We start from the raw sequence: 21,595 nt of genomic DNA, 5'->3' as shown, positions 1-21,595 counted from the left end.
CAAGCCCCGGCTGCGGGGCCTGTCCTCTTTGCGCCGCCGGGCGGCTATTCGTCAGTCAGACTGCGCAGGCCAACCACCCGGTTGACCGGCAGGGAAAAGACCGCGGCGACCCGGTCCTGCCTGGAGCCGGCCTTTTCCATGATGGCGCGGATGATGTTTTTTTCGTTCTCCTGCTTCGAGACGATGTAGATCACTTCCTGTTCCGAAGCGATGGACATCCCGAAAAAGGGCATGGCGCTTTTTTCGCCGATCCCCTTGGCGTGGATGATGGTGCCGCCTCCCGCATCCGCTCCGCGCGCGGCGTCCATGACCAGCTCCGTATTGCCTTTGTGCGCAATGACCACGACGAGGGAAAAGCGGTTTTCTTCCATTACAAGCACCCCATTTTGTTCTGTATTCTGCCCCTGGGTCAGATATTGCAGGCTCGCCGAATTCGCGACGCTCTGCAGCGGGACCGTGAAGGCGATGCCGTTGCCCGGCACGTCGATCTGCATGGTGCGCATCAGCCCCTTCAGCAGGCCCGACGCCAGCGGGCCGGACACCACGGCGGAGAGCATGATCTTCTCCGTCTTTTCGATTCCCAGGCGGTCCAGGGTCTTCTGCTGCGCGGTGCCCTCGCAGAGGGCGGCGGTCAGGGAATGGACGCCGTTTTCGTAGAAGTATCGCAGGTAGGCGTCGCCGTATTCCCGCTTGGTAATCGTAACCAGATAATACAACATACTGCTCCCCTTTTTTAAAACGTGATGATATCGTCGTCGTTCAGGACCACGGGGTCCTCCGCGGGTTCTTCAGCCTCCCCGGCGCCCCTGGATTTGTACTTGTAGTAAACGCCCAGCAACTGGATGGTGATCAACGGGGTCATCGCCACCATGGCCACGACGCCGAAGGCGTCCACGACCACGTTGCCGCCCACGCCGCTGCAAGTCCCCATCGCGAGGGGAAGCAGGAAGGTGGCGGTCATGGGACCGGAGGCCACGCCGCCCGAGTCGAAGGCGATGGCGGTAAAGAGCGGGGGAGAGAAGAAGGTGAGGATCCCGGCGATCAGGTAGCCGGGAACCAGCAGGTACATGATGGGAAGCCCCGTCACGATGCGCAGCATGGCGAGCCCCACCGAGATCGCGACGCCGATCGAAAGGCTGGTGGACAGGGCCTTCTGCGGGATGGCGCCTGCGGTGATCGTAAGGACCTGCCTGTTCAGGACGTGGACGGCCGGCTCGGCCGCCACGATGAAATAGCCGATGACCACGCCGATCGGCACGATGATCCAGTTCTGCGCCATGCCGCCGATGATCTGGCCGATGTAGTTGCCGACGGGCATGAAACCGATGTTGACGCCGGTCAAAAAGAGCACCAGCCCGACATAGGTGTAGCCGAGGCCCACCCCGATCTTGATCAGCTCCCCCTTCTTGAGGCGGAGGGCCGCGATCTGGAAGAGGAGGAAAAAGACGAGGATCGGGCAGAGGGCGAGGGCGACCTCCTCGATGTATTTGGGCAGGGAGGACAGAAAGAGCTGGGAGAGCTCTCTGGAGTCGGTCAGCTCGGGGATCACCACCGGGACGTATTCGCCCGTCCCTGCGCCGTAGACGATGCCGAGGAGCAGTACCGCCAGGATGGGGCCGACGGAGCAGAGGGCGACGAGCCCGAAGCTGTCGTTCTCGGCGTTGCTGTCGCTGCGGATGGCCGTGACGCCCAGCCCGAGCGCCATGATGAACGGCACCGTCATCGGGCCGGTGGTGACGCCGCCGGAATCGAAGGCCACCGAAAGGAACTCCTGCGGCACGAACCGCGCGAGCAGGAAAACGAAGACGTAGATCCCGATCAGCAGGTGGGAGAGCTTGACGCGCAGCAGCATACGCAGCATGGCGACGACCAGAAAAACGCCCACCCCGATCGCCACGGCGACGATCAGGACCATATTGGGGATGCCCGGGACCTGCTCGGCCAGCACCTGGAGGTCGGGCTCGGACATGGTGATGAAGATGCCCACGAGCAGGCTCACAAGGATGATCAGCCACACCCTGCGCGACTTGGTGACGGCGGACCCCACGTGGCTGCCGATCGGGGTCATGGCCAGGTCGGTGCCCAGGGTGAAGAGCCCCATCCCCAAAATCAGCAGAAGCGCCCCGAGCACAAAGCCCATCAGCAGGCTGTTGGGAACGGGGGAGATGGAAAAGCAGAGCAGGAAGACGATCCCCGTCACCGGCAGGACGGAGGAGAGGGATTCTTTCAGCTTCTCGGAAAGAATCGTTCGGTTCTGTTTCAGCAGAGGGAGCTTCGTTTTACCCACATAATCCCCTTTCTGTCGCTGGTAGCAACACGGCCGGCGGCATCCGGGACCGGATGGCGGCGCCCATAATTTTTTTTATGGTTTATTATAACATATCTCTTTGGCGGATGAAAATGCTTCCGGCAAATAAAATGAAAATAAAAAAGCCGCCCGATCGAAGACCGGGCGGAAAATTTGGAAGGCGTATTCAAAATTGGGGAGGAAACAAAATCAGTAGTTCTTGCACTGGAGCTGGAAGTACGCCTGCGGATGGTCGCAGACCGGGCAGACCAGCGGGGCCTTCTCGCCCACATGGATGTGGCCGCAGTTGGAGCACTGCCAGATGACGATGCCGGTCTTCTCGAACACCTGCTTGGTGTCGACGTTCTTGAGCAGGGCGAGGTAACGCTCCTCATGCTCCTTCTCGATCTTGGCGACCGACTCAAAGAGGAATGCGATCTTGTCGAAGCCCTCTTCCTTGGCTTCCTTGGCGAAGGTGGCGTACATGTCGGTCCACTCGTAGTTCTCGCCCGCGGCGGCGTCCTTCAGGCAGGCGGCCGTGTCGGGGATGCCGTCATGGAGCAGCTTGAACCAGATCTCGGCGTGCTCCTTCTCGTTGGCGGCGGTCTCTAAGAACAGGTTGGAAATCTGGACAAAGCCCTCTTTCTTTGCTTTGGAGGCGTAGTAGGTGTACTTGTTGCGCGCCTGGCTTTCGCCCGCAAACGCCGCGGCAAGGTTGGCTTCGGTCTTGGTGCCCTTCAGATCTTTCATGTCACATACCTCTTTCTTGAATTTATTTGTCAGTGCTTTTCGGCACAGTTTTGGCAGATCCCCGTGATGTAGACCTGATAGCCGGTCACGGTAAAGTCGGTGATGCCGCGGATGCGGGCCTCGAGGCCGCCCAGGTCGCCGAGCTCGATGTCGTAGAGCCGGCCGCAGCGGTCGCAGAGCAGGTGGTGGTGCGCGTCGGTGCGCGCGTCAAAGCGGTCGGACGCGCCGGGCAGGCAGATCTTGAGGAGCTCCCCCTGCTGGGCAAGCTGGTTGAGGTTGCGGTAGACGGTGCCGAGGCTGATGTTCGGCTCCCGCTCGCGCACCATCGCGTAGACGGCGTCCGCCGTCGGGTGCACGGGGTGCTCCATCACAGCCTGGCGGATAAGCTCCCGCTGTCTGGAATATTTCATAGGCTCCAATCCTTACCGGTTATTTTTAATAATGATAATGATTACTGAATATTATTATAGCCGCGCCGGTCGATTTTGTCAACCCCATCTTACAAAATTTCGGGGAAAAAAGAAAGCGGCCCGCCCCTCCCGCGAAGAGGGAGGAAAGCCCCCTCCCGCAGCGGCGGGAGGGGGCTTTCGCGTTCTATTCGGAAATCGGGTTGAGCACGAACTTGTGCGGGGCGGCGACCTTTTCGTCGTAGCAGGAGAAGGTCACGTCGAGGTGCGGCTGCGACAGCTTGGGGGTGACGAGGCTGACGAGCGGGGTGATGACGAGGGAGGCGACGATCGCGATCGCGCCCGCCGAGGTCGGCGCGGTGAAGGGGAAGAAGAAGTTCCACACGCAGATGCCGATGCCGACCGCGAAGCTCACCCACACGCTCGCGGTGGTCGCGCCCCGCCAGAAGAGCCCGAGGATGAAGGGCCCGAGGAAGGCGCCCGCCAGCGCGCCCCACGAGAGGGACATGAGGGAGGTGATGAGGTTGTTGGGGTTGAGGGCGAGCACGACCGACAGCGCGACGAAGAAGATGCAGAGCAGCCGGATCCAGCGGAGCTGGACCTTGTGGGTCATGTCCTTCATGAAGACGCCCTTGAGGAAATCGAGGGTGAAGGTGGAGGAGGAGGTGATGACGAGGGAGGAGAGGGTCGACATCGACGCGGAGAGGACGAGGATCATGACGACGCCGATCAGCAGGTCGGGCAGGGAGGAGGCGAGCATCTGGGGGACAATGTTGTCGAAGACCGGCTTGCCCCCCTCGGGAACGGTGTAGTAGAGCCGCCCGAACGCGCCCATGAAGTAGCTGCCCCCCGCGATGACGAGCGCGAAGAGGGTGGAGATGATCGTTCCGGCGTGGATCGATTTCTCGTTCTTGATCGTGTAGAACTTGTGGACCATCTGGGGCAGGCCCATCGTGCCGAGGCTCGTCAGGATGACGACGCCGAGCAGGGCGAGCGGGTCGGGCCCGAAGAAGGAGACGAACGCGCCGTTTAAGGCGGGGGCCGTCTCGCTCGGGATGGCGGAGAGCCGGGTGAAGGCGGAGGAGAAGCCGCCCTGGCCGTTCAGGATGAAGACGACGACGAGGCAGATGCCGCCGAGCATGATGATCCCCTGTACGAGGTCGTTGAGCGCGGCGGCCATATAGCCGCCGACCACGACATAGATGCCGGTGAGCAGGGCGATGCCGAGCACACACCAGGTGAAGTCGATGCCGAACGCCATCGAGAAGAGGCCGGACAGGCCCTTGTAGACCGAGGCGGAGTAAGGCACGAGGAAGACGAAGATGATGACCGACGCGACGGTGCGCAGGGCGGGGCAGCAGTACCGCTTGGCGAAGAAATCGGGCATGGTGGCCGACTCGAAGTGCTTAGTCATGACGCGGGTGCGCCGCCCGAGCACCACCCAGGCGAGCAGGCTGCCGATGAGGGCGTTGCCGATGCCGATCCAGGTGGAGGCGACGCCGAAATTCCAGCCGAACTGCCCCGCGTAGCCGACGAACACCACCGACGAAAAGTAGGAGGTGCCGTAGGCGAACGCGGTGACCCACGGCCCCACGTTGCGCCCGCCGAGCACGAAGTCGCCGACGTTGCCCGCGTGGCGGCGGCAGTAGACGCCGATGCCGACCGTGACGGCAAAAAACAGCGCGATCATCAGGATTTTCTCAAACATAACGATGTCCTCCTCATTGCCGTCCCGTCTTCCGCGGTCCCAAAGGAACAAAAAATCCCGTCCTCCGGAACTTCCGGAGGACGGGACGTGTTCCCGTGTTACCACCTCGGTTTGCGCCGGCCTCGCGGGCGGCGCCTCTGCGGGTGCCCGGCTTCCCGGCCACCCCGCGCGTTAACGGGCGCTCCCGGCGCAGCCTACTGGGTTTCCCGTTCGGTGCGCGGCTCGCGGAGGGTATTCGGTGCCGTCCCTCCCCGCGCCTCTCATCATCCGGCCGCTTTCTGTGGGGGATCGGAAGGACCTACTTGTCTCCGGTCGCTGCCTTTCGCGCATCAACGCATTGGCGCGTTGATGTGAAATGCTGAGTTCTATTTTAGCAGGCAAAATCGCTAAAGTCAAGTGTTTTCGACGGAAATTTTTCCACATCCGCAGGCCTCGTAATTTTCCCCGGCGAACTGCCAGTCGACGAGCTTCCACCAGGCTTCGAGATAATCGGCCCGCAGGTTGAGGTATTTGAGGTAGTAGGCGTGCTCCCACACGTCGACGCAGAGGACCGGCCGCAGCCCGAGGGGCAGAGGGGTGTCCTGGTTCCCGGTGGAGAGGACGCGCAGCCGCCCGTCCCCGTCGCAGGCGAGCCACGCCCAGCCCGCGCCGAACCGGGTAAGCGCCGACTGGGTCATCACGTCGCGCAGCCGCTCGCAGGAGCCGAAGGCGGCGTCCACCGCCTTGGCGAGCGCGCCGCAGGGACAGGCGGAGGCGGGCTTCGGGGTCATGCAGTCGAAATAAAACTCGTGCGACCAGACGCCGCCCGCGTTGCGCAGCACGTCGGTGCGGATCCGCTCGGGAAGCCGGTCGCAGCCGAGGATGAGCTGCTCGAGGGACCAGCCGTGGAATTCTGGGAACTCCCGGAGGGCTTCGTTGAGCTTTTTGACATAGCCCGCCTGGTGGCGGTCGTGGTGGACCGTCACGGTGCGGGTGTCGATGTACGGTTCAAGCGCGTCGTAGGCGTAGGGGAGCGGGGCGAGTTCAAACGGATACTGTTCGTTCATGCTTCCCCTCCGTCAGCGCGGGATGCGGATGTAGCGGGAATCGGCGTAACCGACCGTGCCCCGGAAGTTGACGACGTACCAGTTGTTCCACTGACCGTTGATGATGATGGGATCGCCGTTCCAGGCGCGTGCGATCGACTGTGATTCGGTGGAGGGGAACTGGCGGATGTTGAGCCAGCCCGACCGGACGACGACGGTGCCCCGGCGCGGCGCCTGCGGCAGGACGAAGGGAATGCCGAAGTAATCGGTCAGCGAATAGGCGACGTTGGCGGCGATCTCGGCGATGTTGGCCTTGATCCATTCGGCGTCCTCGAGGTTGTCGTGGTAGGCGAATTCGATCAGCACGCCGGGCGCGCGCGTCTTGGCGACCTCGCCGAGCCGGGTGGTCGGGACCGTCTTGACCAGCCAGGGGTAGGGGTAAATCTCCTTGAGGTTCTCCGCGATGATGTCGGCCGCCCGCTTCCCGGCGGCGCTCGTCGGATAGTAGTAGACCTCCGAGCCCTGACGCAGCCCGGCCTCCCCCTCGGGCGCGGCGTTGGAGTGCAGCGCGAGGTGCAGGTCGTAGTTGCCGTGGTTGGATTGCGCGATCGACGACGCAGCGGTCATGTCGGGGGTGTTGCGCACCCAGCGGATGCCGGAGGAGAGCAGGTAGGGCTCCATCGCGTCCGCGATGAGGTTCATATAGTATTCCTCGGTGCCGCCGTTGACAAAGTGATTCCAGTCCTGCGTGGACGGGCTCAGATAGATGATGGGCATAGAATTCCTCCTGTCGGTGGTTTTGGTGCCTTTTTTCCTGTTTCAGACTATGCCCGGCGGGGAAAAAAGGTGCCGGCGCCGTCCGGCGGGAAAAAACGCGCGCGGCGGCCGGGCCGCTGTCAGCCTGCCGGCAAAAAAATGGGAGGAGGGTAAAGGGCTTTAAAAAAAATGATTAACTAATAGAAAAGCTTGGAAAAACATAGGCAAAAACGCCAAAACAGCATGTTTGATTTGTGTTATACAGACAAAAATACGAAAATATGGCAGAAAACCACTTTACACAGGGGCGGAAATCGGTATAATAAAAATAGATATTATTAAATTGATTAATTAAATAATTCTGGAGCGTCCTCCATCGTCCGCGGCCCGGTTCCGCGGCGCGATGACGGGGAGGCGGATGGGGGGAATCGCGATGAAACCAAAACAGGCGGCGCCGCTGCTTCTGCTGGCGCTCATCTGGGGGATCTATTATGTGGCCAGCCACAAGTCGGTGGAGCGGATGTCCGTCTTTACGGTCGGGATCGTCATCCGCCTGCTGACGATGGTGCTGCTGACCGCCGTCATGCTCTGGAAGCGGGAGCTGCCCTCCCTTTTGAGGGTGAAGGGCGTGTTCGCCCGGCTGCTGCTGATCGGGCTGATGGGCTTCCTGCTCGACCTCACGGCGTTCGTCGGCCTCTCCCTCTCTCCGGCGGGCGCGGGCACCGCCCTGCTCAAGACGGACATCCTCTTCGTCAACCTCATCAGCGTCATCATCTATAAGCAGAAGTTCACCGGCCGGGAGTGGATCGACACCTTTGTGATGCTCTTTGGCGTGCTGCTCGTGATGGATTTCGACTTTCTGCACGCCTCCCTCGGCGGAAAGGGGGACATCTTCTTCATCCTGAGCGCGCTCTTCGTCTCGATCAACGCGTTCCTCATCAAGAGCGTGCAGCGCAGCGGGAAAAATCCCGTCTCCAACGATGTGATCGCCTACTACAACAACTTTGTGACGATGATCCTCTTCACCGTCACCGCCTGCATGATGGGCACGATCGGGCAGCTCCGCCTCTTCGGGACCGACCCCGGGATCACCCTCGGGCTCGTCGTCGCGGGGCTCGGGCAGACGGGCGTCTACATCGTCTACTACTACGACCTCGCGCGTTTCCCCGTCTGGCTCGTCAAGGTGTTTCTGCTCTTCATGCCGATCGTCTCGACCGTCATCAGCTTCCTGCTCTTCGGCGAGACCCTCACGGGGAAGCAGCTTTTGGGCGTCGCGGTGGTGCTGGCCGGCGCGATGGGCGTCCTGTTTGAACAGCGTAAGAAGGAGGAGGGGCATCTGGCCGCCTCCATGTAAACCATATCAAGACCAGGAGGGCGTTGACTATGAACACAAAGAATTTCCGCTTCCACATGCCGGTCGCCGTGCACTACGGCGTCGGCATCGCGCATAACATGACCGGGCGGATCCGGGGGGAGAGGGTCATGATCGTCTGCGATCCCTTTCTCTACCAAAGCGGCGTTGCCGAAAAGCTCGGCGGCGCGCTCGAGGGCAAGACCGTTTCCTACTTCAGCGGCATCGAGCCCAACCCCTCCACCGTGAGCGTGGACGCGTGCGCCGAGGCCGCGCGCGCCGCGCGCGCCGAGACGGTCATCGGCGTGGGCGGCGGCAGCGCGATGGACGTGGCGAAGGTCGTGGCCTGCCTCGTGACCAACGGCGGCAGCATCTACGACTACTACGCGGGCGGCACCAAACGGTTCGGTCCCCGCGCGGTGAAGCTGATCCTCATCCCGACCACCGCGGGCACCGGCAGCGAGGTCACCAACGTCGGCGTCTACACCAACCCGCGCGCGGGGGTCAAGATGCCCTTCGTCACCGACGAGTTTTGGGCGGACGAGGCGCTCATCGACCCGGAGATGACCTATTCGCTGCCTCCGGCGGTGACCGCCTCCACCGGCATGGACGCCTTCTGCCATGCGATCGAGGCCTACTGGAACAAGGAGAGCCAGCCGATGTGCGACTTTCTGGCGATGGGCGCGCTCAAGACGATTCTCGAGAACATCAAGGCCGCCTACGACCATCCGGACGACACCGCGGCGCGCGGCGCGATGATCACGGCGGCGCTGGTGGCGGGCGTGGCGTTCAGCCAGACCCGGACGACGGGCATCCACGCGGTCAGCTTCCCGCTGACCACCGAGTTCCACGCCAGCCACGGCGCGGCCTGCTCGATCACCCTCCCGGCCTTCATCCGGGCGGCGAAGCAGGGCGCGGCCGAAAAGCTGCAGGTGCTCGCCGGGTACCTCGGCTACGCGGACGCGGACGCGCTCGCGGACGGGGTGGAGGCGCTGATGCGGAGCATGAAGATGCCGGTGCGGCTTCGGGAGCTGGGCGTGCGGGAGGCGGACATCCCGCACATCGCCGAAGTCGGGCTGACGGCGGCGATCATACAGCTCACGCCGGCGGAAATGAACCAGGAGACCGTCGAAGCGCTGCTGCGCTCGATCCTATAAGAAAGGGGCCGGAAGCCTTGAATGAGAAAAAAGCCGCCATGCTGCGGGAAAAGGCGCATGAAATCCGCAAATACACGCTGACGTCGATCGGGAAGCTCGGCGTGGGCCACATCGGGGGCAGCCTTTCGCTGCCCGAGGTCCTCGCGGTGCTCTATTTCGACGTGATGAACATCGACCCGGCGGACCCGAAGAAGCCCGACCGCGACCGCTTCGTCCTCTCCAAGGGGCACGGCGGCCCGGCGCTCTACGCGACGCTGGCGCTCAGGGGCTATTTTGGGCTCGACTGGCTGGACACCCTCAACCGTCCGAACACCAACCTCCCGAGCCACTGCGATATGAACCGCACGCCGGGCGTCGATATGACGACGGGCAGCCTCGGGCAGGGGTTCTCGGCCGCCGTGGGCATGGCGGTGGCGGGAAAGCTGGACCGCAGCCCCGTCCGCGTCTATACGATCATCGGCGACGGGGAGAGCCAGGAGGGGCAGGTCTGGGAGGCCGCCATGCTGGCGGGCAGCCGCAGGCTCGGCAACCTGATCGCCTTCACCGACTACAACAAGATGCAGCTTGACGGGTACATCGAAGAGGTCAACGGCCTCTACCCGCTCGACAAAAAGTGGGAGGCGTTCGGCTGGCATGTGCAGTCGGTGGACGGCCACGACGTCGCGGCCATCTCCCACGCGATCGACAACGCGCAGAAGATCACCGACCGCCCGTCGATGATCCTTCTGGACACCGTCAAGGGCAAGGGCGGCTATTTCTGCGAGAACCAGGTCGCCTCCCACAACATGAACATCACCGGGGAAATGTGGCAAAAAGCGGTGGCGCTGCTGGACGAGGAGGACGCATGATGGAACTGGAAAACAGATGGCTGAGGGAGACCTATGTGGATGAGCTCATCGCGGCGGCCGAACGGGACGAGCGCGTCGTCATCCTGGAGGCCGATTTGAGCAAGGCGGCCGGCACCGGCCGCTTCAAAGAGCGGTTCCCCGAGCGGACGATCAACGTGGGAATCGCCGAGGCGGGCATGATCGGAACGGCCGCCGGCATGGCGGCGATGGGGAAGATCCCCTTCACCCACACCTTCACCCCCTTCTCCACCCGCCGGGTGTGCGACCAGGTGACGCTGTCGGTGGCCTACGCGGGGCTCGGCGTCAAGATCATGGGTAGCGACCCGGGCGTGACCGCCGAGCTCAACGGCGGCACCCACATGAGCATGGAGGATGTGGCGATCATGCGCAACATCCCCGGCATGACGATCTTCGAGCCGACCGACAGCGCCCAGCTGCGCGCCGCCTTCCCGCAGATCGTGGAGTGCGCGGGGCCGGTCTACATCCGCCTCCTGCGCCGCAACGCGGTGAAAATTTTCGAGGAGGGCTGCGCCTGCACCCTCGGCAAGGGGATCGTCCTGCGCGAGGGCCGCGACGTCACCATCGCGGCCAGCGGCATCATGACCGCCGAGGCGCTCGACGCCGCGGAGCTTCTAAGGGCGGACGGCATCGACGCGGAGGTGCTCAACTTCCACACCGTCAAGCCGTTCGACGAGGCGCTGCTGATCGCCAGCGCCGGAAAGACGGGCGCGGTCGTGAGCGCGGAGAACCACTCGATTTTAAACGGCCTGGGCGGCGCGGTCGCCGAGTGCCTGTCGGAGAACCGCCCCGTGCCGCTGCGCCGGGTCGGGGTGCGGGACCACTTCGGCGAGGTAGGGCTCACCGAGTTTCTCAAGGAGAAGTACGGCCTCACGGCGAAAGACATCGCGGCGGCAGCCAGATCCGCCGTCGCGGCGAAAAAGGGATAAACGGCGCGGGGAAGGCCCCGCGCGAAGGAGGAGTTATCGTGCAAAAGATCATCATCGGTTCGGACAAATCGGGCTTTTCCCTCAAGGAGGCGGTCAAGGCCCACCTGCTTGAACGGGGCGTCGAGGTGGAGGACTGCGGCACCTTATCGCTCGAAGCGGGCATCCCCTATTTCGAGGTGGCGCCGGTCGTCGCCGAGCGGGTCCAGTCGGGCGAATTTTCGCGCGGCATCCTGATCTGCGGGACGGGCGCGGGCATGGCCGTGGTGGCCAACAAATACCGGGGCGTCTACGCCGTGGCGTGCGAGAGCGTCTACGCGGCGGAGAAATGCCGGGCGATCAACGACGCCAACGTCATGACGATGGGCGGCTGGATCGTCGCGCCCGAACTGGGCGTGGCCATGGTGGACAAATTCCTCGACACCGGCTTCACCGACAACCTCGAGGAGTGGCGCAGGGACTTCCTCAAAAACGCGCGCGTCAAGGTGGCGAATCTGGAAGAAACCATTTACAAATAAGGAGAGAGCGGCATGAAATACTTTTTGGACAGCGCAAAACTCGACGAGATCAAATTCGCCTACGAGCACTACTGCATCGACGGCGTGACCACCAACCCCAAGCACATCAAGCTGAGCGGCAAGCCGTTCATGCAGTGCGTGCGGGACATCGCGGCGTGGCTGCGGGAGACCGGCCTGGAGGGGACGGATTTCCCCGTCTCCTTCGAGATCAATCCCCACCTCGACCAGTGGGAGGAGATCGTGGCGGCCGCCAAGGAGGTCGCCTCCTACTCGAAGAACTACGCCATCAAAATCCCCTGCTGCGAGCAGGGGGTCATCGCCGCCAAAAAGCTCGAGGAGCAGGGCGTGCGCACCAACGTGACCCTCGTGTTCAGCCCCTCCCAGGCGATCCAGGCGGCCAAGCTGGGCGCGAAGTTCGTCTCCCCCTTTGTGGGCTGGAAGGAGAATAACGGCGAGGACGCGCTCGAATACATCTCCAGGATCGTGAAGATTTACCGCAACTACGACTACAGGACCGAGATCATTGTCGCCGCCGTGCGCAGCGGCAAGCAGATCGTCGACTACGCCTGCGCGGGCGCGGACATCGTCACCTGCGGGCTGCAGGTCTACAAGGACTCCTTCGAGCATCCCTTCACCTCCTACGGCCTCGGCGTCTTCCGCGACGCGTGGGACAGCACCGTGAAGGAATAAGGACACACATCCATTGACAGGAGGAAACGATATGAGCGACTATAAAGGCGTGCTGCACGAGACGGCGGTCCGCTTCCCCGACACTGACATCTGGATGGACTCCTGCGGGGAGGAGGAGCTGGACTACGGCCTCGCGCGCGGCATCGTGGGTGCGACGAGCAACCCGATCATCGTGGGCGCGGTGGTCAAGAAGGAGCTCCCCTACTGGGAGCCCCGCATCCGCCGGCTGATCGCGGAGAACCCCTCGGCCACCGAGGACGAGATCACCTGGCTGCTCCTCTACGAGGTGGGCCGGGAGCGCAGCAAAAAGCTGCTGCCCGTCTTTGAAAAATTCAAGGGCAGGAAGGGCCGCCTCTCGATCCAGGTGAACGCGAAATACTACCGCAGCAAGGACAAGATGGTCGAGCAGGCCGTCATGCTCAACACGCTCGGCAGAAATATGCAGGTCAAGCTGCCCGCCTCCGCCGCCGGCGTCGAGGCGATGGAGGAGGCCACCTACCGCGGCGTGTCGATCAACGCGACGGTGAGCTTCACCGTGGCGCAGGCGGTCGCCGTGGCGGAGGCCGTCGAGCGCGGCCTCGCGCGCCGGAAGGCCGAGGGCCTGCCCTGCGATGAGATGGCGCCCGTCTGCACCATCATGATCGGCCGCACCGACGACTGGATGAAGGCCGCGACCGCCGCCGAGGGCGTCACCGTCATCCCCGAGGCGCTCGAGTGGGCGGGCGTCGCCGTCATCAAGAAGGCGTACGCCATCTACAAGGAGCGCGGCTACACCACCCGGCTGCTGAGCGCCGCCAACCGCAACGTCTACCACTGGTCCGAGCTGGTGGGCGGCGACCTCTGCCAGACGATCAACTACAAGTGGCAGCAGCGCCTCAACGGCGGCTGCGACATGCCCGTGGAGGACCGCATCGGCGAGCCGGTCCCCGCGGAGTACCTCGCCGCCCTCGAAAAGCTCGGCGAGTTCCGCAAGTCCTACGACGAGGACGGCATGAAGCCGGAGGAGTTCGTCCGCTACGGCGGCTTTCACGACACGATCAAGACCTTCCTCGCCGGATACGACGATCTGGTCTGCCTCGTGCGCGGCTACATGATCTGATCCCCGTCATGACAGGGCCCTCCGGGCGGCGCCGGCAGGTTTGCCGGCGCCGCCCTTCCTGATGCGAAAAACCGCCCCGGCCGTAAGGCCGGGGCGGTTTGATCCGTTTTTTGGGGGTGGGAGGCTACGCCTCGCCGCCCGTGTCGATCAGGTAGGTCTTGATGGCGGTCGCGGCGGGGCCGATGTAGTCGGTCTTCCAGGAGAGGGCGCTGCGCTGGAAGAGCTCCCGCCCGATGAAGGGATTGAGCCGCACGACCTCGTCGATGAAGCGGTCGGCCGCGCCGGGCACCTCGAAGAGCACGCCGTAGAGGATGACCCGGTCGGGGGAGAAGACCTGAATCGCGTTGTTCACGCCGATGGCCAGATCGTGCACGCAGGCCTCGAAGAAGCCGCGCAGGGCGGGGCAGTCGGCGGAGAGGTAGGAGATGATGTTCGTGACGTGCGGCGCGCCGTGCGCCTCCCGCACCTGCTGGAGCGCGGGCTCGCCGGGCAGCAGCTCGAGGATCTTCTCCTCGATGCGGGAGAGGTTCACGCCCGTCTCGAGGCAGCCCCTGCGCCCGCATTTGCAGGTGCGGCCGTCGTTTCGGTAAAAGTAGGTGTGCCCGATCTCGGAGGAGTGGAAGGTGTGGTCCTTGCAGATCACGCCGCCGATCGAGGAGGCCGACCCGACGCCGGGGCCCCATTTGAGCGCGATGACGTTGGAATCGGTCGCGCAGCCGAGCAGGATTTCGGCGTTGAGGAAGGCGCAGACGTTGTTCTCCACGCAGATGGGGAAGGGCAGTTCCTTTTCCAGAAGCTGCCGGATGGGGACCTGCCCCTCCCCGAAGATGCTGAAGGGGTTGAGGCTGACCCCCGCCTCCTGGTCGACCGAGCCGACGATGCAGACGCACGCCCCGAGTACCCGTTCGCAGGGGATGTTGTTTTCCCACAGCAGGCGGATGCAGGCGTCGGCGAGCTTTTTGAAAAAATGCTCCGCGTCGTAGGGGGCCTCGACCGAGAAGGAGGTCCAGGCGACCGCCTGCCCGCGCAGGTCGGTGATCGCGATGATGTGCCCGTTGTAGTGCAGGCTCACCGCGATGGCGTATTTATAGGTGCCGTTGATGTCCAGGGGGCATTTCTTGCGGCCGGGACTCTGGGATTTGCCGCCGTCCGACTGGATCAGCAGGCCCTTCTGGATGAAATCGTTGCAGATGGACGTCAGCGTCGCAGTGGTCAGGTTCAGTTCCTCCGCGAGGTCGGTGCGGGACATCCCCCCGTTGCGCAGCAAAAGCTGCAGCACCGCGGATCGGTTGATCTGCTTGACGTTGGTCATGTTGACGCCGGTTGGTAACATAGCCCTTCAACTCGTTTCGGTACAGTAATGGTGGTCGCGGGCGCGCGCCCGCGGAGTTCCCCTCAAAAGCATTATACTCCACAGTAGGCGTTAAATCCACCGTCAACCGGCAAAACCACGCCGGTGATGAAGGACGCCGCCTGCGGGGAGAGCAGGAAAAGGAGCGCCCCGGAGAGCTCGTCGATCTCGCCGAACCGCCCCATCGGGGTGCCCGCGAGGATTTTGCGCGCGCGGTCGGTAAAGCCGCCCTCCGCGTCCAGCAGGTTGGGCCGGTTCTGGTTGGTGATGAAGAAGCCGGGCGCGAGGGCGTTCACACGGATGCCCTCCTTCGCAAAATAGGTGGCGAGCCACTCGGTGAAGTTGGAGACGGCGGCCTTCGCGGCGCTGTAGGCGGGCAGCTTGGTCAGCGGCCTATACGCGTTCATAGAGGAGACGTTCAGGATCGAGCAGCCCGGGCGGCCCGGCATGTCCGCGGAAAAGACCTGGGTGGGAAGGAGGGTGCCAATAAAATTCAAATCGAAGACGAATTTGAAGCCGTCAAGGTCGAGACGGTAAAAATCCCGGACGCCCTCCGCCGCGCGGGAGAAGAATTCGTCGTCGGTGTTGCCTCTGGGGTTGTTGCCCCCCGCGCCGTTGATGAGAAGGTCGCAGGGCCCAAGGTCGTCGAGGACCCGGCGGTGGACCTCCTCGAGGCTTTCCCGGTCGAGCATGTCGGCGCGGTAGGCCCGCGCCTCATATCCGTCCGCGCGGATGGCGCGGGCGGCTTCCTCGGCGGCCCGCCCGTCAATGTCGAGCAGTGCGACCCTCACGCCCGCCCGGGCGAGGACGCGCGAAAAGTGGCTGCACATGACCCCGCCGGCGCCTGTCACAACGGCTGTTTTTCCGGACAGGCCGGCGGGGAAGGTCATGGGTGCTGGCATGCTGGCTACCTCTTTTCCACACCAATAATAAACATAACTAATTAATACTATGAGAATTATATCCTACTACCGATATAAATGCAAGATAAAAAGGCAAAAAATAAGCAGATTATCTAATAAAGAAATGGAATTATTAAAAGAATTGTCAATTGACGGCAAAACAAACGGCGAATATAATAAATACATAAATATTAATCATATTAATTAATTGCTTTTGGCGCCCCAAATCCGGATTCCTTTTGCAGGATGCAAATGAAATAATCGTATAATTCAAAAAAGGGAGGATACTTATGAAAAACCTGAAAAAGCTGATTACGGCCGTTCTGGCGGCCGCGATGGTTCTCTCCGTTGCGGGCTGCGGCTCCAGCAACACCCCCAGCGCCCCGGAAACGAACAGCACGGCCGCAAGCGGCGGCGAGAGCCAGGGTGCGGCGCTCACGAAGATCACGGCGAGCGGACAGCCCTACAGCCACACCCTCCCCGCCTGGCTGGCGGAGCAGGACGGCCTCTACGAGCAGGCCGGCATGGGCTTTGAAATGATCATGTTCACCGGCGGCGCCGCGCAGAACGAGGCGCTCGGCGCGGACGAGTGGGACGTCGGCACCATGGGTTCCCCGCCGTCCATCACCGGCGGCGTGGCCTACGGCGTGCACGTCATCGGCTTCGGCTCGCCCGACGACAAGGCGGTCACCATCTGGGCGCGTCCGGACAGCGACGTGGCGCAGGTCTCCGGCGAGGTTGACGGCTACCCGGACATCAAGGGCAACGCCGACACCTGGAGGGGCAAGACGATCCTCTGCCCGACCTCCACCTCCGCGCACTTCACGCTGATCGCAACCCTCAAGACGATGGGGCTCACCACCGAGGACGTCAACATCATCGACATGGGCGTCGCGCAGGGCTTTACCGCCTTCAAGGCGGGCGAGGCGGACATCGTCTGCCTGTGGGACCCGCAGGGCTTTGACGCGGAGAAGGAAGGCTGGACCTGCATCTCCTCCGGCGAGGCGACCGGCGAGGCGATGCCCACCGTCATCGTGGCCTCCGAAAAGGCGATGGCCGAAAAGCACGACGAGATCCTCGAATACCTCGACATCTACTTCCAGGAGTCCGAAAAGTACGCGAAGGACCTCGACGCCTACGCGCAGGCCCTGATGGACATCGGCATTGAAAACGGCGTCGAGCAGGACTACGAGACCTCCTATAAATGCGCCGAGAAGCGCCCGCTCCAGACGCTGGACGACGAGATCGAGTGGTACAAGGGCGAGGTCGGCAGCCGCAAGGCGGACATCGCGATGGAGAACCTGATGGACTTCTTCGTCTACACCGGCACGATCGAGGAGGCCGACAAGCAGAAGCTGATCGACAACGGCTTCGTCGACAGCAGCTTCATCGAGGAACTGGCCGCCCGTTACGGCAAAACCCTGAACTGATCCGTAACGCCGGCCGTCGGGAAGAGGGGGCGCGAGCCCCCTCTTCCAATGAGAACGACACAAACGATTTGTTGGATTGGGTGAGTATATGGACAAAGCAAAAAACAAAAAGCGAAATCTGATTCTCCTGAGCATTTTGGGGCTGGTGCTCTTTTTCGGCACCTGGGAGCTGCTTGTCCACGTGGGCGTCATCTCCGAGCGGAACCTCTGCGCACCGTCGACAGCGGTCCAAACCTTCCTTTACAAGCTGACCAACACCAAGCCGGACGGAGCCACGCTCTTCGCTCACTTCTTCTCCAGCATCAAGCTCTCCCTCGCGGGATTCGTGCTGGCGGTGGTGATCGGCATTCCGCTGGGGCTCTTCATGGGCTACTACAAGGGCATGGATTCCTTCTTCACCCCGCTGTTCGAGGTGGTCCGCCCGATCCCGCCGATCGCGTGGATCCCGATCGTCATCCTCACGCTGGGCATCGGCTTCAAGGCGAAGGTATTCATCATCTTCATCTCGGCGTTCGTTCCCTGCGTGGTCAACTCCTACCTGGGCATCAAGCTGACCGACCCCACCCTCATCGACGTGGCGCAGACCTTCGGGGCGAGCCGGTGGCAGATCTTCCGGACGATCTGCATTCCCTCTTCGATGAACATGGTCTTCACCGGCGTGCGCGTCTCGCTGGCGGCCTCCTGGTCCACGCTGGTGGCCGCGGAGATGCTGGCGTCCACCAAGGGGCTGGGCTACATGATCCAGATCGGCCGCAACCTGATCCGTCCGGACATCATCATCGTCGGCATGCTGACGATCGGCCTGGTGGGCGCGCTGATGGGCTGGGTGCTGAGCCTGTTTGAGAAGAAAGTCGCTCCCTGGAGGTATAAGTGATGAACGATAAAGTGAAAAAGCTCCTTTACGGGCTGCTTTCGGTCTCCTCCCTGGCGCTCTTCGTGGTCGTGTGGGTCGTCCTCTCCCACGCGGAAGGGACGATGCTTCCCACCCCGACGGCGACCTTCTCGCGGTTTATCGACATTATGCAAAACCCCATCTCCAAAGCGACCCTCCCGGTACATATCTGGGTCAGCCTGCGGCGGGTGCTCATCGCCTTCCTCTTCGCGGTGGTCATCGGCATCGCGCTCGGCGTGGGGCTCGGCTGGAGCGAAAAGTTCAACGCCTTCTTCGGCCCGCTCTTTGAGATGATCCGCCCGATCCCGCCGATCGCGTGGATCCCGATGATCATCATCTGGTTCGGCATCGGCGAAACGGCCAAGATCGTCATCGTCTTCATCGGGGCCTTCACCTCGATCGTGCTGAACACCAGCGCGGGCATCCGGGCGATCGACCCGCTGCTCATCAGCGCCGGCAAGGTGCTCGGCGCGAACAGGCGCCAGCTGCTCGTCGACGTGGCCATGCCCGCGACCATCCCCGCGATCCTCGCGGGCATCCGGACGGCGCTTTCAAGCGGCTGGATGTGCGTGGTGGCCGCCGAGATGATCGCGGCCCGGCAGGGCGTCGGCTTCCTGATCGTCCGCGGGCAGGAGATCGGCGACACCGCCCTCATCGTGGTGTGCATGTTGGCAATCGGCATCGTGAGCGCGCTGCTCTCGCTGTTCCTGACGAAAATGGAAGGAGTGCTTTGCCCGTGGCAGTTCTCAAAGACACAATAATCATCAAGGACCTCGCAAAGACCTTCTACCTGAAGAGCGAGACCAAAGAGGTGCTCAAGGACATCAACATCACCGTCAAGGAGAACGAGTTCCTCGTCCTGCTCGGCCCCGGCCAGTGCGGCAAGACGGTGCTCCTGAACATCCTGGCGGGGCTGGACGTCCCCACCGGGGGGGAAATCACCTTCGTGAACGGCCGCCCGCCGATGGGCGACCTGGGGGTGGTCTTCCAGCGGTACGCCCTCTTCCCCTGGAAAACGGTCATGGGGAACGTGGAGATCAACCAGAAGTTCAAGGGCAAATCCAAGGCGGAGCGGCAGGCGGCCGCGCAGAAATACATCGAGCTCGTCGGGCTGCAGGGGTTTGAAAACTCCCTGCCCAAGCAGCTTTCGGGCGGCATGCAGCAGCGCGTGGGCATCGCCCGGGCGTACGCCAGCGAATCGGACATCATGCTGCTCGACGAGCCGTTCGGCGCGCTCGACGCGCAGACGCGCTACTCGATGGAGGATGAGATCCTGCGCATCTGGGAGAAGGACCGCCGCACGGTCATCTTCGTCACCAACAACGTGGAGGAGGCCATCTACCTCGGCGACCGCATCATCCTGCTGGGCGGGCACCCCACCGGCGTGAAGAAGGAATATGTGCCCGACCTGCCCAGGCCGAGGAACTATACCGATCCGGCGTTCCTGAAATTGCGCAACGAGATCGTTGCCAACACGGACCTGGTGCTGTAAGCGGGAGGAGGCAGAACAGATGAGCGAAAACGACAACGTGAAAGTCCGGGTCAGAAACCTCACAAAGTGCTTCGGCGACCTGAAGGTGCTCGACAACGTCTCCTTCGATATCCAGAAGGGCGACTTCGTCTGCATCGTCGGCCCCACCGGCTGTGGGAAAACGACCTTTTTGAAATGCCTCGTCCGGCTCTTCTCCCTCACCGAGGGGGAGATCCTCGTGGACGGGGAACCGGCGGACCCCAAAAAGCACAACCTCAGCTTCGTCTTCCAGAACCCCTCGCACCTGCCCTGGCTGACGGTCGAAAAGAACATCCGCTACGGGCTGGAGCTGAAAAAATATCCCGAGCAACTCATCCGGGAGCGCACCGAGGAGATCCTCGGCCTGCTCGGCCTGGACAAGGTGCGCAACTCCTACCCGCACGAGCTGTCCGCCTCGACGGTGCAGCGCATCGTCATCGGGCGCAGCTTCGCGATGCACCCCGACCTGCTGCTGATGGATGAGCCCTACGGCCAGATGGACATCAAGATGCGCTACTACCTCGAGGACGAGGTCATCAAGCTGTGGCAGGCCACCGGCTCGACGGTCATCTTCATCACCCACAACGTCGAGGAGGCGGTCTACCTCTCCAACAAGTGCCTCATCCTCTCCCAGAAGCCCACGACGGTGAAGGAGGAGCTGAAGATCGACCTGCCGCGCCCGCGCGACATCGCCTCGCCGGAGTTTGTCCGCCTGCGCGAATACGTCACCTCGCAGATCAAATGGTGGTGATCTCCGTTTGAAGACGGTACCGATCGCCGAAAAGGGGGATTTATGAGCATGGAACAGATTCAGAACCGCGTCGCGCGGCTGACCGCGATCCAGAAGATCGAGATGGCGGACGCCCCGATGCCGAAGGCCGGCCCGGGCGAGGTCGTCGTCAAAACGGAGTACTGCGGCATCTGCGGCTCGGATATGCATTTTTACACCCACGGGAGCATCGGCAAGAAGGTCGCGCCCTTCCCGTTCATCCTGGGGCACGAGTGCTCCGGCTACGTCGCCGAGCTGGGCGAGGGGGTCACGACCCTCAAGGTCGGCGACCGCGTCGCGCTCGAGCCGGGCGTCCCCTGCGGCAGGTGCGAGCTCTGCCGCGAGGGGCTCTACAACCTCTGCCCCGACGTGCGCTTCATGGCCGCGCCGCCCTTCGACGGCGCGCTGCAAAACTACCTCGCCCATCCGGCCGACCTGTGCTTCCGGCTCCCCGACTCGATGACCATGCAGGAGGGCGCGATGCTCGAGCCGCTCGCCGTCGGGATGCACGCCGCCAAACGCGGCGGCGTCACGATGGGGCAGAGCGTCTGCATCCTCGGCTCGGGCACCATCGGGATCATGACCCTGCTCGCCTGCAAGGCGCTGGGCGCGACCCGCATCGTCGTCTCCGACCTCATCGAAAGCCGTCTGGAGAGCGCGAAGGCGTTCGGCGCGGACGTCGTCGTCAACCCCAGGGAGCAGGATCTGGAGGCGGCCGTGATGGAGCTGACGGGCGGCGCGGGCTGCGACGTCGTGTTCGAGACGGCGGGCAGCCCCCACACGATGGTCGACACGTGGAAATACGTCAGGCGGGGCGGCGTCATCACGCTGGTGGGCAACATCACCGCCGACGTGCCCTACAGCTTTTTGGAGATTTCCCGCAAGGAGGTGGACATCCGCCCCGTCTTCCGCTACCGCAACCTCTATCCGATGCTGATCGAGGCGGTCGCGAGCGGAAAGATCGACCTTTCGGGAATCCGGCCGCGCGAGTTCCCCTTCGGGGAGAGCGACGCCGCGTTCCGGTATACCGCGAACAACGCGCAGGAGGTCATCAAGACGCTGATCAGGGTGTCCGAATGACCGCATGAAGAGAGAAGGACCCTACAAAAGGCCGCGGAGGCGGGGCAGGTTGCCCCCCCCCCCCGCCGGTGGCCCACCCCCCAAACATGGGGCGGTGGGATTTAAACAAAAAACAACCCCC

General features: G+C 62.9%; 22 protein-coding genes. 13 read left to right on the top strand and 9 right to left on the bottom strand.

All coding sequences use genetic code 11. From position 1 onward, the window contains the following. Positions 1-44 precede the first annotated feature (44 nt). From RCI06_RS06205 to RCI06_RS06175, 7 genes are all read right to left on the bottom strand, one after another. The gene (locus RCI06_RS06205) at positions 45-716 is read right to left on the bottom strand and encodes a P-II family nitrogen regulator (RefSeq protein ID WP_101551710.1); all 672 of its coding nucleotides are present in this window, start codon (positions 714-716) and stop codon (positions 45-47) included. Between the two features lie 17 nt (positions 717-733). After that, positions 734-2,287, bottom strand: a complete 1,554-nt coding sequence (locus RCI06_RS06200) for a DUF1538 domain-containing protein (RefSeq protein ID WP_306575061.1) — start codon at positions 2,285-2,287, stop codon at positions 734-736. 210 nt (positions 2,288-2,497) lie between these two features. After that, a complete protein-coding gene (gene rbr, locus RCI06_RS06195; protein ID WP_101551708.1) occupies positions 2,498-3,037 on the bottom strand; it encodes a rubrerythrin in 540 nt (179 codons plus the stop codon). A 29-nt stretch (positions 3,038-3,066) separates the two neighbouring features. Beyond that, positions 3,067-3,447: a transcriptional repressor gene (locus RCI06_RS06190; RefSeq protein WP_276872341.1), complete on the bottom strand. Its 381-nt coding sequence runs from the start codon at positions 3,445-3,447 to the stop codon at positions 3,067-3,069. Positions 3,448-3,631: 184 nt separating this feature from the next. Continuing rightward, positions 3,632-5,152: a sodium:solute symporter gene (locus RCI06_RS06185; RefSeq protein WP_288233865.1), complete on the bottom strand. Its 1,521-nt coding sequence runs from the start codon at positions 5,150-5,152 to the stop codon at positions 3,632-3,634. Positions 5,153-5,544: 392 nt separating this feature from the next. Next, a complete protein-coding gene (locus tag RCI06_RS06180; RefSeq protein WP_306575058.1) occupies positions 5,545-6,198 on the bottom strand; it encodes a superoxide dismutase in 654 nt (217 codons plus the stop codon). 12 nt (positions 6,199-6,210) lie between these two features. After that, positions 6,211-6,954, bottom strand: a complete 744-nt coding sequence (locus RCI06_RS06175) for an N-acetylmuramoyl-L-alanine amidase (protein ID WP_276872337.1) — start codon at positions 6,952-6,954, stop codon at positions 6,211-6,213. Positions 6,955-7,366: 412 nt separating this feature from the next. On the opposite strand from RCI06_RS06175, the gene RCI06_RS06170 reads away from it, so the two are divergent. Genes RCI06_RS06170 through RCI06_RS06140 form a run of 7 tightly spaced genes read left to right on the top strand, consistent with a single transcriptional unit; the run spans position 7,367 to position 13,540 of the window. Continuing rightward, a complete protein-coding gene (locus RCI06_RS06170) occupies positions 7,367-8,287 on the top strand; it encodes a DMT family transporter (protein WP_306575055.1) in 921 nt (306 codons plus the stop codon). A 29-nt stretch (positions 8,288-8,316) separates the two neighbouring features. Next, on the top strand, positions 8,317-9,441 hold the full coding sequence (locus RCI06_RS06165; protein ID WP_306575051.1) for an iron-containing alcohol dehydrogenase family protein: 1,125 nt from the start codon (positions 8,317-8,319) through the stop codon (positions 9,439-9,441). Positions 9,442-9,458: 17 nt separating this feature from the next. Next, positions 9,459-10,289: a transketolase gene (locus tag RCI06_RS06160; protein WP_306575047.1), complete on the top strand. Its 831-nt coding sequence runs from the start codon at positions 9,459-9,461 to the stop codon at positions 10,287-10,289. Beyond that, positions 10,289-11,236, top strand: a complete 948-nt coding sequence (locus tag RCI06_RS06155; RefSeq protein WP_306575044.1) for a transketolase family protein — start codon at positions 10,289-10,291, stop codon at positions 11,234-11,236. The genes RCI06_RS06160 and RCI06_RS06155 overlap by 1 nt, the downstream gene beginning before the upstream one ends. Before the next feature lie 38 nt (positions 11,237-11,274). After that, positions 11,275-11,751, top strand: coding sequence for an RpiB/LacA/LacB family sugar-phosphate isomerase (locus RCI06_RS06150; protein ID WP_101551694.1), 477 nt, complete (start codon positions 11,275-11,277; stop codon positions 11,749-11,751). A 12-nt stretch (positions 11,752-11,763) separates the two neighbouring features. After that, positions 11,764-12,441: a transaldolase family protein gene (locus tag RCI06_RS06145; protein WP_276872329.1), complete on the top strand. Its 678-nt coding sequence runs from the start codon at positions 11,764-11,766 to the stop codon at positions 12,439-12,441. A 31-nt stretch (positions 12,442-12,472) separates the two neighbouring features. Continuing rightward, positions 12,473-13,540, top strand: coding sequence for a transaldolase family protein (locus tag RCI06_RS06140; protein WP_306575042.1), 1,068 nt, complete (start codon positions 12,473-12,475; stop codon positions 13,538-13,540). 124 nt (positions 13,541-13,664) lie between these two features. Here RCI06_RS06140 and RCI06_RS06135 read toward each other — a convergent pair whose 3' ends face one another. After that, a complete protein-coding gene (locus RCI06_RS06135) occupies positions 13,665-14,873 on the bottom strand; it encodes an ROK family transcriptional regulator (RefSeq protein WP_101551688.1) in 1,209 nt (402 codons plus the stop codon). 71 nt (positions 14,874-14,944) lie between these two features. Next, on the bottom strand, positions 14,945-15,793 hold the full coding sequence (locus RCI06_RS06130) for an SDR family oxidoreductase (RefSeq protein WP_306575039.1): 849 nt from the start codon (positions 15,791-15,793) through the stop codon (positions 14,945-14,947). Positions 15,794-16,083: 290 nt separating this feature from the next. Here RCI06_RS06130 and RCI06_RS06125 point away from each other — a divergent pair, with 290 nt between their 5' ends. The 6 genes from RCI06_RS06125 (at position 16,084) to RCI06_RS06100 (ending at position 21,474) form a co-directional block, all read left to right on the top strand. After that, positions 16,084-17,223, top strand: coding sequence for an ABC transporter substrate-binding protein (locus RCI06_RS06125; RefSeq protein WP_306575037.1), 1,140 nt, complete (start codon positions 16,084-16,086; stop codon positions 17,221-17,223). An 88-nt stretch (positions 17,224-17,311) separates the two neighbouring features. Continuing rightward, on the top strand, positions 17,312-18,097 hold the full coding sequence (locus RCI06_RS06120; RefSeq protein WP_101551682.1) for an ABC transporter permease: 786 nt from the start codon (positions 17,312-17,314) through the stop codon (positions 18,095-18,097). Further along, positions 18,097-18,876 carry an ABC transporter permease gene (locus RCI06_RS06115; RefSeq protein ID WP_101551680.1) on the top strand — a complete coding sequence of 260 codons (780 nt, stop codon included), beginning with the start codon at positions 18,097-18,099 and terminating at the stop codon, positions 18,874-18,876. The genes RCI06_RS06120 and RCI06_RS06115 overlap by 1 nt, the downstream gene beginning before the upstream one ends. Beyond that, positions 18,852-19,607 (top strand): ABC transporter ATP-binding protein, encoded by a 756-nt coding sequence (locus tag RCI06_RS06110; protein ID WP_306575033.1) that lies wholly within the window; start codon positions 18,852-18,854, stop codon positions 19,605-19,607. Before RCI06_RS06115 ends, RCI06_RS06110 begins: the two co-directional genes overlap by 25 nt. A gap of 19 nt (positions 19,608-19,626) precedes the next feature. Continuing rightward, on the top strand, positions 19,627-20,376 hold the full coding sequence (locus RCI06_RS06105; RefSeq protein WP_101551678.1) for an ABC transporter ATP-binding protein: 750 nt from the start codon (positions 19,627-19,629) through the stop codon (positions 20,374-20,376). 48 nt (positions 20,377-20,424) lie between these two features. Beyond that, positions 20,425-21,474: an NAD(P)-dependent alcohol dehydrogenase gene (locus RCI06_RS06100; RefSeq protein ID WP_306575030.1), complete on the top strand. Its 1,050-nt coding sequence runs from the start codon at positions 20,425-20,427 to the stop codon at positions 21,472-21,474. Positions 21,475-21,595 lie beyond the last annotated feature (121 nt).

It is taken from the genome of Anaerotruncus massiliensis (ex Togo et al. 2026), from assembly GCF_030825285.1.
Classification (GTDB): Bacteria; Bacillota; Clostridia; order Oscillospirales; family Ruminococcaceae; genus Anaerotruncus; species Anaerotruncus massiliensis.
The sequence above is the reverse complement of the archived record's forward strand: the minus strand, read 5'-3'. Positions and strand labels throughout refer to the sequence as shown.